At 72.2% G+C, this 13,669-nt stretch carries 10 protein-coding genes; 8 read left to right on the forward strand and 2 right to left on the reverse strand.

Annotated elements, in window-relative coordinates:
- The first annotated feature begins 80 nt into the window (after positions 1-80).
- The 4 genes from CG747_RS27500 to CG747_RS27515 all read left to right on the forward strand — a co-directional run bounded on the left by CG747_RS27500 (position 81) and on the right by CG747_RS27515 (position 4,940).
- Complete coding sequence (locus tag CG747_RS27500; protein ID WP_257980776.1) at positions 81-1,805, forward strand: FAD-dependent oxidoreductase; 1,725 nt, start codon at positions 81-83, stop codon at positions 1,803-1,805.
- Between the two features lie 477 nt (positions 1,806-2,282).
- A complete protein-coding gene (locus CG747_RS27505; RefSeq protein ID WP_100604561.1) occupies positions 2,283-2,618 on the forward strand; it encodes a YnfA family protein in 336 nt (111 codons plus the stop codon).
- Between the two features lie 483 nt (positions 2,619-3,101).
- On the forward strand, positions 3,102-3,869 hold the full coding sequence (locus tag CG747_RS27510) for an SDR family NAD(P)-dependent oxidoreductase (RefSeq protein ID WP_100604519.1): 768 nt from the start codon (positions 3,102-3,104) through the stop codon (positions 3,867-3,869).
- A 189-nt stretch (positions 3,870-4,058) separates the two neighbouring features.
- Complete coding sequence (locus tag CG747_RS27515) at positions 4,059-4,940, forward strand: DUF2306 domain-containing protein (RefSeq protein WP_100604520.1); 882 nt, start codon at positions 4,059-4,061, stop codon at positions 4,938-4,940.
- A gap of 140 nt (positions 4,941-5,080) precedes the next feature.
- Here CG747_RS27515 and CG747_RS27520 read toward each other — a convergent pair whose 3' ends face one another.
- On the reverse strand, positions 5,081-6,274 hold the full coding sequence (locus CG747_RS27520) for an RtcB family protein (protein WP_100604521.1): 1,194 nt from the start codon (positions 6,272-6,274) through the stop codon (positions 5,081-5,083).
- A gap of 162 nt (positions 6,275-6,436) precedes the next feature.
- On the opposite strand from CG747_RS27520, the gene CG747_RS27525 reads away from it, so the two are divergent.
- The 3 genes from CG747_RS27525 (at position 6,437) to CG747_RS27535 (ending at position 9,729) form a co-directional block, all read left to right on the forward strand.
- Positions 6,437-7,354 (forward strand): hypothetical protein, encoded by a 918-nt coding sequence (locus CG747_RS27525; protein WP_100604522.1) that lies wholly within the window; start codon positions 6,437-6,439, stop codon positions 7,352-7,354.
- Between the two features lie 199 nt (positions 7,355-7,553).
- Positions 7,554-8,273: a DUF3558 family protein gene (locus CG747_RS27530; RefSeq protein ID WP_100604523.1), complete on the forward strand. Its 720-nt coding sequence runs from the start codon at positions 7,554-7,556 to the stop codon at positions 8,271-8,273.
- A 100-nt stretch (positions 8,274-8,373) separates the two neighbouring features.
- Positions 8,374-9,729, forward strand: coding sequence for a DUF2637 domain-containing protein (locus tag CG747_RS27535; protein WP_257980777.1), 1,356 nt, complete (start codon positions 8,374-8,376; stop codon positions 9,727-9,729).
- Positions 9,730-9,920: 191 nt separating this feature from the next.
- Here the strand turns inward: CG747_RS27535 and lysS are convergent, their stop codons facing one another.
- Positions 9,921-11,648, reverse strand: coding sequence for a lysine--tRNA ligase (gene lysS, locus CG747_RS27540; protein ID WP_100604524.1), 1,728 nt, complete (start codon positions 11,646-11,648; stop codon positions 9,921-9,923).
- 218 nt (positions 11,649-11,866) lie between these two features.
- Between lysS and argS the strand changes: the two genes are divergently transcribed.
- A complete protein-coding gene (argS, locus tag CG747_RS27545; RefSeq protein WP_100604525.1) occupies positions 11,867-13,621 on the forward strand; it encodes an arginine--tRNA ligase in 1,755 nt (584 codons plus the stop codon).
- Positions 13,622-13,669: the final 48 nt, after the last annotated feature.

A 13,669-nucleotide genomic window follows, 5' to 3' on the forward strand; every position in this document is an offset into this window, starting at 1 on the left:
GAGCGTTGACTTGCGAGTTGCGAGCGCCGTACGCTTGCCAACAAGCGTTGACCAACACGTGTTGGCAGGAGGCGGCGAAAATGGATGCCCTCAACCGCAAGCCAGGGGACACCGGCAGCGACATCGACAGCAGCGGCACGGCCCACCGGCCGCCTGCCGGTGCCGGCATCGACAGCGGCACCGGCACCCCTGCACAGGCCGGCACTGCCACCCGGACCGGGGTGGACAAGATCGACACCAGAGCGTCCGAGAATGCCGGCACCACGTCCGCCGGTCATGACGCCGACGTGATCGTCGTCGGCGCCGGCCCGACCGGTCTGCTGCTCGCCGGGGATCTCGCCGAGGCCGGTCTCGCCGTCACGCTCCTGGAGCGCCGCGACGGCACGACCAGCAATCTCAGCCGGGCAATGGCCGTGCACGCCCGTTCGCTGGAGCAGTTGGACGCCCGCGGACTCGCCGACGAGCTGATCGGCAGCGGCCACCGGCTGCCCGGCTTCCAGGCGTTCGGGGGCGCGGTGCTCCCCGCGGCCCGGCTCCGCTCCCGTTTCCCCTTCGTCCTGATAACGCCGCAGTACGAGGTCGAGCGGCTACTGGCGCGGCGCGCCCGGCGGGCCGGCGTCACCTTCCGGTACGGGTCCGAGGTGCTGGGACTCGCCCAGGACGCGGACGGCGTGACGGTGCACTTCCGGGCGGCCGAAGGCGCGGCCGAGGATGCGGCCGAGGGCGTCGGGAGCCTGCGCACCGCCTATGCGGTCGGCGCCGACGGGGCCCGCAGTTCCATCCGTGAGGCGGTCGGCCTGCCCTTCCCCGGCAAGGCGGTGGTCCGTTCCGTGGTCCTCGCCGACGTCCGGGTGGCCCAGGCACCCGACTCCCCCTTCGCGCTCCGCGCCACCCGCGACGCCTTCGCGGTGATCGCCTCGTTCGGCGACGGCTGGTACCGCGCCATCGGCTGGAACCGCCATGTGCAGGTCCCCGATGACACGCCCGCCGATCTCGACGAGATCCGCGAGGTCACCCGGCTCGCCTTCGGCACCGACTACGGCATGCACGACGCCCGCTGGATCTCGCGCTTCCGCAGCGACGAGCGGCAGGCCCCGGCCTATCGCGTCGGCCGGGTCCTCCTCGCCGGTGACGCCGCGCACGTCCACTCCCCGGCCGGCGGCCAGGGGATGAACGTCGGCCTCCAGGACGCGGCCAACCTCAGCTGGAAGCTGGCGGCCGTGGTGCGGGGCCACTCCCCCGACAGCCTGCTCGACAGCTATCAGAAGGAGCGGCATCCGGTCGGCGAAGCGGTGCTGCGCAGCAGCGGCGCGCTGATCCGGCTCGCGCTGCTGCGCTCCCCGGCGGGCCGGGCGCTGCGCGATCTCGGCGCGCCGCTCTTGGTGCGCCTGCGGCCTCTGTCCCGGCGGGCGATCGGCGGGGTCTCGGGTATCGACATCGCCTATCCGGCCGGGCCCGGTGCCCATCGGCTGGCCGGCCGGCGCGCCCCCGACATCCGCCTCGCCGGCGGCGGACGGCTCTATGACGTCCTGCGGCAGGGCAAGTTCGTCCTGATCACCCCTGAGGGCGAGTTGCCGCAGGACACACCCCTGGCACCCGCACTCGACCGGGTCGTCACCGCCTCCTGGTCGAGCGGCCGCCGGACGGCCCTCCTGGTGCGCCCCGACGGCTATATCGCCTGGGCCACGGATGCCACCGCCCCCGTCGAGCGCGCCACGGCGCTCCGCACCGCCCTCGACCGCTGGACCGGCACACCCACCGCCCGCACCACCGCACGGGCCCGGCACTCCTCCGGACAGATATGAAGCGCCGGGCGGCCTGGGACCGGTAGGCCGAATCGCCGCGCGCCGAGGCATCACGCCCGGGATCGCCATGCCCCGCACCGGCACGCCCGGAATCACCCCGCCGCGCACCACCACGCCCGGAATCCCCGCGCCCCGAACCGACGGACACCGAGCCGCGAGGCACCGAGCCACAGGCACCGCATCGCCGGACACCTGGACCACCAGGCGCCGCATCGCCCGGCGCCGAGACGTCGGACATCGAAGCACCGGACACGGAGACATTGGGCACCGAGGCACCGATCTCCGAGACGCTGGGCACCGGGACGCCGGAGTGCTGGCGGCGAGGTGCGGCAGCGGGGCGCCGGCGGCCGGGGCGCTGACTTCGAGGCGCCGATGCGCTGTGGGAGCAGGCGCGGTGGCGTGATCGGCTCCGCCCACGGCAGGGCGGACGAGGCCCCGTCCTCGCCCGGCCCGGGTCGGCTCCTTACGCTGAACGGCATGCTCATCGCCCGTTCCGCAGCCCTGTTCGTCGTCGCCGCGCTCTTCGAGATCGGCGGTGCCTGGCTGGTGTGGCAAGGGGTGCGGGAGCACCGGGGATGGGCCTGGATCGGCGCCGGGGTGGTCGCCCTGGGCGTGTACGGCTTCGTGGCCACGCTCCAGCCGGACGCCCAGTTCGGCCGGATCCTCGCCGCGTACGGCGGGGTGTTCGTCGCCGGGTCGCTGGTCTGGGGCATGGTCGCGGACGGTTACCGTCCCGACCGCTGGGACGTGATCGGCGCACTGGTCTGCCTGGTCGGCATGGCCGTGATCATGTACGCGCCCCGCGGCCGCTGAACCGGGGCGGCCACGGGCCACGCCCCCGGCCAGGGCCTAACGGTCGACCCACCCTCCGGCCGCCGACCTGCCGCTCCCCCTCCATATCCTGACCACACACCCCTGACCCGCACCACCGCGCACGAACCAGCTCACCCCTCACCCGCACACAACTCACGAGCCGCATCACAACTCACAAACCGCTCCACCGCTCAGGCACCCCACCACAACTCACAAGCCGCTCCACAACTCGCAAGGCCCACCACCGCTCACGAGCCCCGCCACCGCCCGTGAAGCGCAACACAGTTCAAAAACCACATCGCGGTCCACGAGATACACCTGCACTATGGCTCACGAGCCACACCATGACCCATGGGTTGCACCATGACTCGCGAGTCACACCACAGCCCCACCGGCCACGTCGTAGCCCACCAGCCGCGTCACAGCTCACCAGCCTCACCACGGCTCACTGTCCACTCACGCACCGCGTATAGGGAGAGCAGCATGACCGCCGACACCCCCGGCGTCCGTACCGCCGTCGTCACCGGAGCGAGCAGCGGCATCGGTGCCGCGACCGCACGGGCCCTGGCCGCCGCCGGCTACCGCGTCGTGCTCACCGCCCGCCGCAAGGACCGCATCGAGGCACTCGCCGCCGAGTTGCCGCACGCCGAGGCGTACGCGCTCGACGTCACCGACCGTGCCGCGGTCGACGCGTTCGCGCGCTCCCTCGACCGCTTCCCCTCCGTCGACGTCCTGGTCAACAACGCCGGCGGCGCGGTCGGCGCGGAGCCGGTGGCCACCGGTGATCCGGCCGACTGGCGCGCGATGTACGAGGTCAACGTGCTCGGCGTGCTCCACATGACCCAGGCGATACTGCCCGCGCTGACCGCCTCCGGCGACGGCACCGTCGTCGTCCTCTCCTCCACCGCCGGCCACGGGACGTACGAGGGCGGCGGCGGGTACGTCGCCGCCAAGCACGGCGCCCATGTCATCGCCGAGACGCTCCGCCTGGAGCTGTGCGGCGAGCCGGTACGGGTCATCGAGGTGGCCCCGGGGATGGTCAAGACCGAGGAGTTCGCGACCACCCGCTTCCGCGGTGACGCCGACAAGGCCGCCAAGGTCTACCAGGGCGTGGACGCACCGCTCACCGCGGAGGACGTCGCCGACACCATCGCCTGGGCGGTCACCCGTCCCCCGCACGTCAACATCGACCTGCTCGTCGTCCGCCCCCGGGCGCAGGCGTCCAACACCAAGGTGCACCGCGACAGTTGAGAGGTCGGGGGGGCGGCGGGCCGGTCGCGACGGCCGGCCCGCCGCTCGCCCGCCCGCCAGGACGCCTCCGCCCCGCCTCGCCTCGCCTCGCCTCCGGATGGCCACCGCCGAGACAGGGGGCTTACGTACACCCCCTACCGGGTGTTCGGGCCCCGTGTCCCGGCCTCCCCACGCCGCGACAGTGGACGCATGCCCACCACACCGAGGCCCGCGCCCACACCACCGGCCGCCTCCGCACCCACGCCCGAGCCCACGCCCGAGCCCGTTCCCGCGCCGGCGCCCACACCCGCACCCGCTCCCACACCCGTCGGCACGCGGCGCCGACGCCCCCGTACCGCCCTGTGGCTGGTGCCGCTCGCCGCGATATCGCTGCTCATCACGGCACAGGCGGTCAGCGCCTACCTCCCGCCCGATCTGCACACCAGCCGCGTCCCGCCGCGCAGCGAACTGCACTACGCGCTGCTGGTGGCGCACATCTTCACCGCGGCCGTCGCCGTGGTGACCGGCCTCGCCCAGTGCTGGCCCTGGCTGCGCCGCCGGCATCCCGCCGTCCACCGCCGGACCGGCCGGGTCTACTTCTTCGGCGGCGTCTTCCCGTCCGCCCTGATCGGTATCCCGGTCGTCTACTTCGTCCCGCTGGGGCTGAGCAACCAGCTGTCCCTAGGGGTGCTCGACGCGCTGTGGATCGTCACCGGTGTCGCCGGCTACCGCGCCGCACGCCACCGCCGGTACGCCGACCACCGGGTGTGGATGATCCGCAATGTCGCACTGACTCTGGTCGCGCTCACCTCGCGGATCATCCAACCCGTGGTCGAGCACCTCGTGGCGGCCCAGCTCACCGACCCGGTCGCGTACGCGGGCGACCCGCTCGCGGCCGGCCATGACATCGCCAGCACCTCGTCGTGGTGCGCGCTGCTCCTGAACCTGATCGCCGCCGAGTACCTGATCCAACGCCGGCGACCGGCCCGCCGCCGCCCCACGGAAAGCGGCAGGCGGACCGGCCACGGCAACCACCACGGCAGCCACCACGGCAATCAAGAGGGGCACGTCCGGCGGACACAGAGCGCCTGACGAACGGGAAGCCCCCGGCGGACGCAGAGCACCCAGCCCCACCCCACCCCGAAGCCACCCCGCCCGGCCTCGAAGGCACCCCCGTCCCGAAGGCCCCCGCCCCGGTCCGGCGCACCCCCGCCCCGGTCGCCCCGCCCCGCTCACCCCTTCACGCACACCACCTGCTTGAGCTTGGCGACGACCTCCACGAGGTCCCGCTGCTGCTCCATGACCTTCTCGATCGGCTTGTACGCGCCGGGGATCTCGTCGACGACCCCGGAGTCCTTGCGGCACTCCACGCCCCGCGTCTGCTCCTCCAGATCGCGCGTGGAGAAGCGCTTCTTCGCGGCGTTCCGGCTCATCTTGCGGCCGGCGCCGTGCGAGGCGGAGTTGAAGGACGCCGGGTTCCCCAGCCCGCGGACGATGTACGAGCCGGTGCCCATCGAGCCGGGGATGATCCCGTAGTCGCCGCTGCCGGCCCGGATGGCGCCCTTACGGGTCACCAGCAGGTCCATGCCCTCGTAGGTCTCCTCCGCCACGTAGTTGTGGTGGCAGGAGATCACCGGCTCGAAGGACGGCCGGGCCTTGCGGAACTCCTTGCGGACGACGTCCTGGAACAGGGCCATCATCACTTCGCGGTTGTGCCGGGCGTACTCCTGCGCCCAGAAGAGGTCGTTGCGGTACGCCGCCATCTGCGGGGTGTCCGCGATGAAGACGGCGAGGTCGCGGTCGACCAGCCCCTGGTTGTGCGGCAGCTTCCGGGCCTGCTCGATGTGGTACTCGGCCAGCTCCTTGCCGATGTTGCGGGAGCCGGAGTGCAGCATCAGCCAGACCGCGCCGGTCTCGTCGAGGCAGAACTCGATGAAGTGGTTGCCGGACCCCAGCGAACCCATCTGCTTGACGGCCCGCTCGTGCCGGAACCTGACCGCCTCGGCCACCCCGTCGAAGCGCGCCCAGAAGTCGTCCCAGCCCGCGGCGCGGAATCCGTGCATCCGGCGCGGGTCGACCGGGTCGTCGTGCATCCCCCGGCCCACCGGAATCGCCTGCTCGATCCGGGAGCGCAGCCGGGAAAGGTCACCGGGCAGGTCCTCGGCGGTGAGCGAGGTCCGGACCGCGCTCATTCCGCAGCCGATGTCCACGCCGACGGCGGCCGGGCAGACCGCACCGCGCATCGCGATGACCGAACCGACGGTGGCCCCCTTGCCGAAATGCACGTCCGGCATCACGGCCAGTCCCTTGATCCACGGAAGCGTGGCGACGTTGCGCAGCTGCTGCATCGCGACGCCCTCGACCGTGGCCGGGTCGGCCCACATCCGGATCGGCACCTGGGCGCCGGGCACTTCGGTGTACGACATGTCTTTCTCTTTCCCCCGGAAAACCTAAAAACGCAAAAGCCGGACAATACGCCTGATCTTGGACAGCGGACCGGCGGTCACGGCAAGACGTGCGGTAGACATTGTGTCCATCGGCCGCCACTCGGCGGCAACCGCATTTCCGCAGGGAAGGAGCCGCGAACGATGCCGCGCAAATCGTTCGTACCCGGTGCCGCACTGCTGGTCACCGCGGCCCTGGCCGCCGGCCTGACCGGCTGCTCCGGCGGTTCCGCCACGGGCACCGGCGGCGGCGACGGCAAGGACGGCAACACCACCGCCGCCAGCCAGTCCGCCCAGCCCGGGCGGTACCAGACCCTGCCGGAAGCCTGCGGCCTCCCGGCGCGCGGCACCCTCCGCGACATGCTGCCCGGCGACGGCCAGCCGCTGTCGCAGGCGGACGCGCAGAAGATCTACGGCGGCCGGGCCGACATCACCTACGACACCGACCGCCGGGTCGGCTGCCAGTGGACGCGGGAGACCACCGCGGGCACCCGCCACCTCACGCTCGACATCCAGCGCGTGGTCTCGTACAGCTCTGCGGTGAGCGACGACGACCGGGCGCAGGAGCTCTACCTCGGCAAGGAGCAGGCCGCCAAGATCCCGTCCGCGGGCTCCGGCGCCCCCTCGGCCTCGGCCAGCCCGAAGGACGACCCCAAGGGCCAGCAGAAGCCGACGGACGGCGCCACGGGCAAGGGCGGCGGCAAGGGCGACGCCGCGGGCGGGGCGAAGCCGGACGGCGCCACGGCCGCGACCACCCCGCCGGCCACCCCGTCCCCGAGCCCCTCCGCCCCCACGAGCGACCCCGCGTCCGGCCCCGGCAGCCCGCTCGCCCCGCGCGTCCTGGACGGCCTCGGCGACACGGCCTTCCTCAACGACCAGCTGGTCACCGCGGACTCCGGAGTGCACCGCGACATCACTGTGGTCTTTCGCACGTCGAACGTCATCGTGACGATCACCTACGACCAGTGGTCCACGGACAAGACGCGGCTGCCGGAAAGCCAGGAACTGCAGGACAAGGCCCGTTCCCTGGCGAGCGAACTGGCCGACAGCCTCAGCGAATAGCCCCATAGGCACCGATCACCCCAAACTCGACTTTCGCCAGAGAAACGCCCGATTCGCCCTGCCGTTCACTTGTGAGGAACCGGCCACCCGCCTCGCTCCGCCGCGTACCGTGCCCTAGGACCCGCCCCGACCCCGGGCCGGGCCGAAACGCTCGACAAGGGTCCGCACCGACTCGACGACGACGAACAGCGAAGGAACCATGCACCGATCAGCCAAGCGACTCGCCGGCCTCCTCACCTGCGCAGCAGTACCGGTGCTGCTCGTCGCCGGGTGCTCCGGCTCGGACGGCAAGAGCTCCGGTGACAGCACTCCCTCCGGCTCGTCCAGCGCCACCGCCGCCGGCAGCCCGTCGCCGACCGTCGCCGCCGCCAAGTTCAAGAAGCTGCCGAACCCCTGCGAGGCGTTCTCCAAGGGCACCCTCGACAAGCTGCTGCCCAAGGTGAAGGACGCGGCCGGCAGCCAGGGCAAGTCCACCGACACCAACGCCCGCGGCGCCTGCTCCTGGAGCAGCTCGGACGACCAGGGCGTGGACGGCACCCAGTTCCGCTGGCTGGACGTCGCCTTCCAGCGCTACGACTCCGACCCGACCCTCGGCTCGGGCGAGAAGCGCGCCACGGACTTCTACACCCAGCAGATCAACGACGCCAAGGGCACCAAGGGCGCCAAGAAGGTCGCCGCGGTGCCGACCGCGGGCACCGGTGACGCGGCCACCGCGATCACCTACGACATCGCCAAGGAAGACAACGACTTCAAGAACACGACGATCGTGGCGCGCACCGCCAACATCGTCGTCACCGTCAACTACAACGGCGCGGGCATGGCCGGCGCCGACACCCCCAACGCCAACGACCTCCTGAAGGCCGCCCAGGCCGCCGCCAAGGAAGCCGTCACCGCCGCGACCAAGGCCAACAAGGCCTGACCTCCCGGGGGCCCTCCCCCGCCCGGCCCTCCCCGCCCCGGCAGGAACAGGTGTGCAACGCTATGCGCGCCGATTCGCCGAGTCCGGGGAGGGACCGCGGGTGTCCGCGACACAGACCGCGCAGTTGACCCGTACGCACCGCATCCTGATCGGGGTGGTGATCGCCGGCGCGATCCTGATCGCGGCGATCGGCTTCACCGGCTCCTACGCGGCGGTCCGCGCCCTGGCCGAGAAGAAGGGCTTCGGCGCCTTCGCGGTGGTCTTCCCCATCGGCATCGACGCCGGCATCGTGGTCCTGCTCGCCCTGGACCTGCTGCTCACCTGGACCCGCATCCCGTTCCCGCTGCTGCGCCAGACCGCCTGGCTGCTGACCGCCGCGACCATCGCCTTCAACGGGGCCGCCGCCTGGCCCGACGCGCTGGGCGTGGGGATGCACGCGGTCATCCCGGTGCTGTTCGTCGTCGCCGTGGAGGCCGCCCGGCACGCCGTCGGCCGGATCGCCGACCTCACCGCCGACAAGCACATGGAGGGCGTCCGGCTCGCCCGCTGGCTGCTCGCCTTCCCCTCCACCTTCCGGTTGTGGCGCCGGATGAAACTGTGGGAACTGCGCTCCTACGAGCAGGTCATCCAGCTCGAACAGGACCGCCTCATCTACCAGGCGCGGCTCCGGGCCCGCTACGGACGGGCCTGGCGCCGCCGCGCCCCCGTCGAATCGCTGATGCCGCTGCGGCTGGCCCGGTACGGCGTCCCGCTGGCGAAGACCGCACCGGCCGGGCTGGCCGCGGCCGGGATCGAACTGCCGGCGGACCGGCCGCTCCCGCCCGCCCTTTCCCTTCCCACGGGCCCGGAGGCCCTGCCGGCCGTTCCGGACCCCCGCCCGGCCGCCGCACCCGAGCCGCCGGCCCCGGATCCGGCGGGATCGGAGCCTGCGCCGCGCGGCGAGGAACCGGCGCGGCACGACGGCCGGCCGGACGCCCCGCAGCCCCAGCCGCAGCCCCGGCCCCAACCGCACCCGGAACCCGTGACGGAATCCCCTGCTCCGGTACCCGCACCCGCACCCGCCCCCGTGGAGAACACCGCGGCCGAGGGCGAACCCCCCTCTCCCGCACCCGAGTTGACCGTCCCGGTCGGCCCGGGCCGCCGCCGCCCGCTGGGCACCGCGGGTGCCGCGCTCCCCCACGAAGAACCGGACGCCGACGTCCCGGACCCCGACGTCCCGGACGACGGCCCCGCCGACGACGCGCCCCGGGACGAGAAGTACTTCGCCGCGTACCGCTCCTACGTGGCGGAGAAGAACGACTTCCCCGACTCCCGCCAATTCGGCCGCTACCTGCTGGAGTTCTACGGGTACCAGGGCCGCGACGGCGGCCCGCTCAGCGAGAGCTATCTGCGCGGCTTCCTCCGCGACTTCCGCGCCCGCTTCCGGATGGAGCTGGAGGCGGAACACATCCCGTAGGGCACGAGCCCGGCGGCCGGTGAACGGGCGGGCCCCGCGCCCCTGTTGTGCGGCCGGCCCCGCGCCCTTCCGCCTGCGGTCCCGCTCCCCCACACCACCGCGACGGGTTCGGCCCCGGGAACCCTCGTCCCCGGGGCCGAACCCGTTCTCGCTCTCAGGCGGGGGGGGAAGACCCCGCCGGGCCTCCGCCCTCAGCCGGCCAGCAGCTTGCGGACCCGGTCCGCACCCACCGCGAGCAGCAGCGTGGGCAGCCGGGGGCCGGTGTCCCGGCCGACCAGGAGGTTGTAGAGCAGCGCGAAGAAGGAGCGCTGGGCGACCTTCAGCTCCGGGGTCGGCTTGGCCTCCGGCTTCAGGCCCGCCTGGACCTTCGGGACGCCGTATACCAGGGTGGTCAGGCCGTCCAGCGACCAGTGGTCGTCCAGGCCGTCGAGCAGCAGCCGCAGCGCGCCCCGGGACTGGTCGTCCAGGGTGCCCAGCAGCTCCGCGTCGGGCTCGTCGCGGACGACGGTGCGCTGGTCGGCGGGGACCTGGGTGGTGATCCAGTGCTCGGCCTTGTCGAGCCGCGGCCGGGTCTCGTCCAGGGACGTGACCGGGTTCTCCGGGTCGAGCTCGCTCAGGATGCGCAGGGTCTGCTCGTCGTGGCCCGCGGTGATGTCCGCGACGGAGGCCAGCGTGCGGTACGGCAGCGGGCGCGGCGTCCGCGGGAGTTCGCCGGCGGCGGTGCCGACGGCCCGGGTGTAGGCCGCGGCGTCCGCGGGCTGCACGGTGCCGTCCGCGACCTTGGCCGCGAGCTTGTCCCACTCGTCGTAGAGCCGCTGGATCTCCTGGTCGAAGGCGATCTTGAAGGACTGGTTGGGCTTGCGGCGGGCGTACAGCCAGCGCAGCAGCGGCGCCTCCATGATCTTCAGCGCGTCGCCCGGGGTGGGCACGCCGCCCTTGGAGGAGGACATCTTCGCCATGCCGCTGATGCCGACGAAGGCGTACATCGGGCCGATCGGCTGGTCGGCGCCGAACACCTCGCGGACGATCTGGCCGCCGACGACGAACGACGAGCCGGGCGAGGAGTGGTCCACGCCGGACGGCTCGAAGACCACGCCCTCGTAGGCCCAGCGCATCGGCCAGTCGACCTTCCAGACCAGCTTGCCGTGGTCGAACTCGCGCAGCGCCACGGTCTCGGTGTGGCCGCAGGCGACGCACTCGTAGGCCATCTCCGTGGTCGCGTCGTCATAGGCGATGACCTTGGTGAAGTCCTTGTTGCAGACCGTGCAGTACGGCTTGTACGGGAAGTAGCCCGCACCGCCGGCGCTGCCGTCGTCCTCGGCGGCCGCGCCGGAGCCCTCGGCCGCCTCCAGCTCCGCCTCGTCCACCGGCTTCTGCTGCTGCTTCTTCGGCTTGCCGGTGGCCTTGTCCTTGGTGCGGTAGCGGCCCAGGACGCCGTCGATCTCGGCGCGGTGCTTCATCGCGTGCAGGATCTGCTCGCGGTAGGCACCGGAGGTGTACTGGGCGGTCTGGCTGACGCCGTGGTACTCGATGCCCAGCTCCGCCAGGGACTCCTCCATGGCCGCCTTGAAGTGCTCGGCCCAGGTGGCGTACGCACTGCCGGGCGGGGCGGGCACGGCGGTCAGCGGCTTGCCGATGTGCTCCTCCCAGGACGGGTCGACGCCGGCCGGGACCTTGCGGTACCGGTCGTAGTCGTCCCAGCTCAGAACGTGCACGCAGGCGATGCCGCGGCGGCGGATCTCGTCGGCGACCAGGTGCGGGGTCATCACCTCGCGGAGGTTGCCGAGGTGGATCGGGCCGGACGGGCTCAGGCCCGAGGCGACGACGACAGGTTTGCCGGGGGCGCGGCGCTCCGCCTCGGCAATGACCTCGTCCGCGAACCTGGAGACCCAGTCGGTCTCGGTGCTCTGCTGAGCCACGATCGGCCCTCTCTCTTGCTGGTGTCCCGGTGCTTCTACGGTGCGCCCCGTCGCGCCCTCCGGTACCGCTCCGTCACCCGCGGCACGGGCGGAACGGTCCGGACGGGCAAAAGCCTGGCAGAGCCCATTCTCCCAGACGCCCGCCGCACAGAAATTCAGTGGTAGTGCCGTGGGATACTCGGGGCAAACCCTTTCCACCTCAACGGAACGGCAGTTCAATGGCCTCGGTCCCCTCCCTCGCAGCTACGGTCAACCAGCGCGTCGCGGACGCCCTCTCGGCAGCCCTGCCGGAGGCCGGCGCCGCGGACCCGCTGCTGCGACGTAGCGACCGGGCCGACTTCCAGGCCAACGGCCTGCTCGCGCTGGCCAAGAAGCTGGGGGGCAACCCGCGGGAGCTGGCCGGCAAGGTCGTCGAGACGCTCGGCACCGACGACCTCCTCGCCGACGTCGAGGTCTCCGGCCCCGGCTTCCTCAACATCACCGTCGCCGACCGGGCGATCCTCACCACGCTCGCCGCACGCGCCGCCGACGACCGCCTGGGCGTGCCCCAGGCGGCCACGACCGGTACGACGGTCATCGACTACGCGCAGCCGAACGTCGCCAAGGAGATGCACGTCGGCCACCTGCGGTCGGCGGTGATCGGCGACGCCCTGCGCAACATGCTGGACTTCACCGGCGAGAAGACGATCGGCCGCCACCACATCGGCGACTGGGGCACGCAGTTCGGCATGCTCATCCAGTACCTGATCGAGAACCCGGACCAGCTGGCCCCGGCGACCGACGTGGACGGCGAGCAGGCCATGTCGAACCTCAACCGCGTCTACAAGGCGTCGCGCGCCGTCTTCGACGCCGACGAGGAGTTCAAGGAGCGGGCCCGCAAGCGGGTCGTCGCCCTCCAGTCCGGCGACACCGAGACCCTCGACCTGTGGCAGCGGTTCGTGGACGAGTCGAAGGTCTACTTCTACTCGGTCTTCGAGAAGCTCGACATGGAGATCCGCGACGAGGAGATCGTCGGCGAGTCCGCGTACAACGACATGATGGCCGAGACGGCCCGGATGCTGGAGGAGTCGGGCGTCGCCGTCCGCTCCGAGGGCGCGCTGGTGGTCTTCTTCGACGACATCAAGGGCAAGGACGACAAGCCGGTCCCGCTGATCGTGCAGAAGGCGGACGGCGGCTTCGGCTACGCGGCGTCCGACCTGTCCGCGATCCGCAACCGCGTCTTCGACCTGGCGGCGACGACGCTGCTCTACGTCGTGGACGTCCGCCAGTCGCTGCACTTCCGGATGGTCTTCGAGACGGCCCGCCGGGCGGGCTGGCTGAACGACCAGGTCAAGGCCCACAACATGGGCTACGGCACGGTCCTCGGCGCGGACGGCAAGCCGTTCAAGACCCGGGAGGGCGAGACGGTCCGCCTGGAGGACCTGCTCGACGAGGCCGTGCAGCGCGCCGCCGAGGTGGTGCGCGAGAAGGCGCAGGACCTCACCGAGGACGAGATCCAGGAGCGGGCTGCGCAGGTCGGCATCGGCGCGGTGAAGTACGCGGACCTGTCGACGTCGCCGAGCCGGGACTACAAGTTCGACCTGGACCAGATGGTCTCGCTCAACGGCGACACCAGCGTGTACCTCCAGTACGCGTACGCCCGGATCCAGTCGATCCTGCGCAAGGCCGGCGAGACCGGGCCGGTCGCCCACCCGGAGCTCGAACTCGCCCCGGCGGAGCGGGCGCTGGGCCTGCACGTGGACGCGTTCGGCGGCACCGTCGCCGAGGCCGCGGCGGAGTACGCCCCGCACAAGCTGGCCGCGTACCTCTACCAGCTGGCGTCGCTGTACACGACCTTCTACGACCAGTGCCCGGTCCTGAAGGCGGACACCCCGCAGCAGGTGGAGAACCGCCTCTTCCTCTGCGACCTGACCGCCCGCACCCTGCACAAGGGCATGGCGCTGCTGGGCATCCGCACCCCCGAGCGGCTGTAGGGCCCACCGCTTTGCGACACCCGGGCCCCCTACCGCACCGCGCGGTAC

This window comes from Streptomyces sp. CB02959, assembly GCF_002803155.1.
Classification (GTDB): domain Bacteria; phylum Actinomycetota; class Actinomycetes; order Streptomycetales; family Streptomycetaceae; genus Streptomyces.

Excerpts from the sequence above, each read along its gene's own strand:
- CG747_RS27525 (WP_100604522.1), top strand. The coding sequence starts at position 6,437 with ATGCCGCGCAAATCGTTCGTACCCGGTGCCGCACTGCTGGTCACCGCG.
- argS (WP_100604525.1), top strand. The coding sequence starts at position 11,867 with ATGGCCTCGGTCCCCTCCCTCGCAGCTACGGTCAACCAGCGCGTCGCG.
- CG747_RS27500 (WP_257980776.1), top strand. The coding sequence starts at position 81 with ATGGATGCCCTCAACCGCAAGCCAGGGGACACCGGCAGCGACATCGAC.
- CG747_RS27510 (WP_100604519.1), top strand. The coding sequence starts at position 3,102 with ATGACCGCCGACACCCCCGGCGTCCGTACCGCCGTCGTCACCGGAGCG.
- CG747_RS27505 (WP_100604561.1), top strand. The coding sequence starts at position 2,283 with ATGCTCATCGCCCGTTCCGCAGCCCTGTTCGTCGTCGCCGCGCTCTTC.
- CG747_RS27530 (WP_100604523.1), top strand. The coding sequence starts at position 7,554 with ATGCACCGATCAGCCAAGCGACTCGCCGGCCTCCTCACCTGCGCAGCA.
- CG747_RS27515 (WP_100604520.1), top strand. The coding sequence starts at position 4,059 with ATGCCCACCACACCGAGGCCCGCGCCCACACCACCGGCCGCCTCCGCA.
- CG747_RS27520 (WP_100604521.1), bottom strand. The coding sequence starts at position 6,274 with ATGTCGTACACCGAAGTGCCCGGCGCCCAGGTGCCGATCCGGATGTGG.